Consider the following 3,871-nt stretch of genomic DNA (forward strand, 5'->3'; position numbering starts at 1 on the left):
GGGCGAAGGACCACCTCGTCGTGTCGCTGCACCGCAAGGCGCGGAGGACCCCCCAGACGGACCCGCGGAAGTGCACCAACGCGGAACTGCTCGCGCAGGCGTCCCAGGACGCGCCGCACGCCGTCGATTTCGTGTCCGGTGAGGGCGGCACGGTGGCTGCTGCGTCCAGGGCCCGGCTCGAACTGCTGCCGGCGCTCGAGGAGTGGGAGGCGGAGCGGGATCAGAAGCTGTCCGCGAGCTCGGTGCGTCGCAGCCTGGCCGCGACGGACGTGGGGAAGCTGGTGCTCGACGCGGAACTCGACGAGGAAGCGCAGGCTGGCGTTGAGAAGGGCCCGCGTGACCTGGAGCTGCCGCCGTGGCAGAAGGGCCGCTACGGCACCGCGATCGGGCGGGCTGTGCACGCGGTGCTCCAGACGATCGATCTGGCGACCGGCGACGGGCTGGAGTCCGCCGCGTCGGCGCAGGCCGCTGCCGAGGGTGTCATCGGGAGGGAAGACACCATCATCGACCTGGCTCGGGGGGCCCTGGCTGCGGGCGTCGTGAATGAAGCGTTGCGCTACCCGCGCTGGCGCGAGACCTACGTCGCCGCCCGGTTCGACGGCCGCACGCTCGAGGGCTACATCGACCTGCTGTTCCGCGCCGACGACGGCCTGGTCGTCGTTGACTACAAGACCGCATCAGCGTCCGCGGACATCGACCGGCGGATGGCTGAGTACCGCGCACAGGGAGCCTCGTATGCGCTGGCGGTCGAGGAGTCGGTCGGTGAACGAGTCAGCCGGGTGGTGTTCGTGTTCCTGACCCCTAGCGGACCGGTGGAGCGCGAACTCGAGGAGCTCGACGGTGCCAAGGCGGCGGTCCGACGTGCGGTCGGGGACCGCGACTCGTCACCTGGGTCGTGACCGGCCCGATCACGAGTAACGATCCCACGGCTTCACGCTGAGGGCCGGCTCTACGCACCGTTCCCGTTGAGGTTCCACCTACAGGAACGTTTACCGTTGCGACGAGACCGGTGACAGGAGGACGCATGGCGACCCAGACCACGCTGCAGATCACAGGGATGGACTGCAGCCACTGCGCGTCGCGACTCGGCCAGGCGTTGGAGCGGGCGGAGGGCGTCATCAAGGCGGAGGTGGACGCCGCTGGGACGGCGACCGTCCGCTACGACGAGGCGAGGATCGACGAGGAGCAGCTCGGCGAGCGTGTGCGCGCCGCCGGCTTCGACGTTGCCTGACCACCAGGATCGAGGGAGGACGCCCATGGCTGCAGGAGAGCAGCAGGCCGAAGACGGCGAGCAGGGCGGTCGGGAGGCGTCCTACCGCATGAAGATCGGTGGGATGTCGTGCTCGTTCTGCACGAACACGATCCGCAAGGCGTACTCGCGGATGGATGGCGTCTACGACGTGGGCGTGTCGCTTGCCCACGAGGAGGGCCTGGTCCGCTACGACCCCGACAAGCTCACCGAGGAGGAGCTGCGACGCACTCTCGAGCAGGTGGGCTACACCTACCGCGACCCTGAGAAGGTGCGCTCGTTCGAGGACGAGGAAGCCGAGCTGCGCACGGCGCGCAACCGGCTGATCGTCGCGGGGGTGTTCACCGCCATCGCCGCGGTGCTGATGGTGCTGGGGATGGAGCCGTTCTGGACGGTGCTCGCCCATCCGTTCCTGATGTGGGTGATGCTCGCACTGGCGTTGGAGACGATGTTCGTCACCGCGTGGTTCGTGAAGAAGATGGCATGGGCGTCGCTGCGTCGGGGGATCTTCAACCAGCACGTGCTGTTGGAGTTCGGCGCGTTCGCCGGGCTGACCGGCGGGTTGCTGGGGATGTTCGTCGACCCGCAGTTCCCGGCCGGGCACTTCTTCGCTGTGTCGGTGTTCGTCACCGCGTACCACATCCTGTCCGATTACGTGTCGCAGGTCGTCCGCACGCGCTCGTCGCAGGCGGTACGCCAACTGATGGACCTCCAGCCCGACACGGCACGGGTGATCCGCGACGGGCAGGAGGTGGAGGTCCCGGTCGACGAGCTGGAGGTCGGCGACCGTGTGCGCGTCCGCCCCGGCGAGTCCGTCCCGGTCGACGGCTCGATCGTCGATGGCGCCTCGGCGGTCGACGAGTCGCTGGTGACCGGCGAGCCCATCCCGGCGGAAAAGGTCGCCGGCGACGAGGTGATCGGCGGGTCGATCAACCAGACCGGCAGCCTCGTCATCGAGGTGACCCGGGTCGGTGAGGAGTCGTTCCTGTCGCAGGTGGTCCGGTCGATCGAGGAGGCGCGCGCGCTGAAGCCGGGCGTGCTGCAGCTCGTGGACACGGTGCTGAAGTACTTCGTCCCCGGGGTGCTGGCCTTCGCCGCAGGCGGGTTCCTCGCGTGGACACTCGGGCCGGTGCTGTTCGGCGGCTCACCGAACTTCTTCCGGGCGACGTTCGCAGCGCTCGCGGTGCTGGTCTTGGGCTATCCGTGCGCGTTGGGGATGGCCACCCCGTTGGCGATGATCCGGGGCGGTGGTGAGGCGGCCCGTCAGGGGATCCTGATGCGTTCGGGTGAGGCCTTCGAGATCATGGACGAGATCCGCTCGGTGGTACTCGACAAGACTGGGACGATCACCGAGGGTAAGCCCGCCGTCGGTGAGGTGGTTGCTGTCGGCGGGCACGGCGAGGATGAGGTGCTGACCGTTGCCGCGTCGGCGGAGTCGGCGAGCGAACATCCGCTGGCGCGGGCGATCGAGGACGCCGCCGAGGAGCGCGGGCTGGATGTGGTGCTGGCCGACGACTTCCGAAGCCACACCGGCAAGGGGGTGCAGGCCACGGTCGACGGGGCGCGGGTCCTGGTGGGCAAGCCCGGCTTCCTCGAGGAGCAGGGCATCGACCTGACCGACGCCCGCGAGCGTTTCACGCGGCTCGAGGAGAGGGGCTTGACCGTCGTGGGGGTCGCCCGCGACGACGAACTGCTGGGGATGGTCGGCATCGGCGACGAGATCAAGCCCGACGCCCCCGAGACGATCCAGCGCATGAAAGAGGCCGATATCGCGCCGGTGATGATCACCGGGGACAACCGGCGCACCGCCGAGGCGGTCGCCGCCGAGGTCGGCATCGAGCGGGTGCTCGCGGAGGTGCTGCCCGACGACAAGGCCGCCGAGGTCCGCGAGCTCCAGAAGGAAGGTCGGCGGGTCATGATGGTCGGCGACGGCATCAACGACGCGCCCGCGCTCACCCAGGCGGATGTCGGGGTGGCGATCGGGGCGGGCACCGACATCGCGATCGAGTCGGCTGACATCGTGATCATGAGCGAGCGGCTGGGTGCGGTGATGGACGCCCGCGACATCGGTGTGCGCTCGTACGCGAAGACGAAGCAGAACCTCGGCTTGGCGTTCGCGTTCAACGGTATCGGGGTGCCGGCGGCCGCGACCGGCTTCGTCCACCCGATCTGGGCCATGATCGCGATGGTCGCCTCGGTCACCGCCGTCCTGGCGAACTCGTTCGGTGGGCGGATGCTGCGCCGTGCCCGCGGCGAGCGCGAGCCCGAGCCCGACGAGCTGCTGGCCGACCAGCACCGCCGCGAGCACGACCACGGCCGGCTCGAGACACCGGAGGAGGCCGAGCACGTCGAGCATGCCCACGAAGCTCCGCCAGCCGAGCACGCCGAGGTGGAAGAGGGCGCCGAACGCGGCGAACAGGTGCAGGAGACGGTCGACGAGGGTGGGCGGACGTTCGCGCTGAAGGTCCCGATGCACTGCGGCAACTGCTCGCAGCGGATCGAGGACCGCCTGGGAGCTCTCGGCGGGATCCGCCGCGTCCGCGCCGACCACGAGGCCGACACGGTCACCGTCGAGCACACACCCGAGGTGTTCGAGGGGCAGGTCCGCGCGAAGCTCCACGA

Annotated in this window: 3 protein-coding genes; all 3 read left to right on the forward strand. The window is 69.6% G+C overall.

Features of this window, described 5'->3' with window-relative positions:
• Positions 1 to 899, forward strand: an 899-nt coding sequence (locus M3N57_12495; GenBank protein ID MDP9023489.1) for a PD-(D/E)XK nuclease family protein, incomplete at its 5' end; no start/stop codon positions are given.
• A gap of 125 nt (positions 900 to 1,024) precedes the next feature.
• Positions 1,025 to 1,231 carry a cation transporter gene (locus M3N57_12500; GenBank protein MDP9023490.1) on the forward strand — a complete coding sequence of 69 codons (207 nt, stop codon included), beginning with the start codon at positions 1,025 to 1,027 and terminating at the stop codon, positions 1,229 to 1,231.
• A 25-nt stretch (positions 1,232 to 1,256) separates the two neighbouring features.
• Positions 1,257 to 3,871: heavy metal translocating P-type ATPase (locus tag M3N57_12505; protein MDP9023491.1), on the forward strand; the 2,615-nt coding region annotated here is incomplete at its 3' end.

The sequence above is a fragment of the Actinomycetota bacterium genome, assembly GCA_030776725.1.
Taxonomy (GTDB): domain Bacteria; phylum Actinomycetota; class Nitriliruptoria; order Nitriliruptorales; family JAHWKO01; genus JAHWKW01.

Excerpts from the sequence above, each read along its gene's own strand:
- M3N57_12500 (MDP9023490.1), top strand. The coding sequence starts at position 1,025 with ATGGCGACCCAGACCACGCTGCAGATCACAGGGATGGACTGCAGCCAC.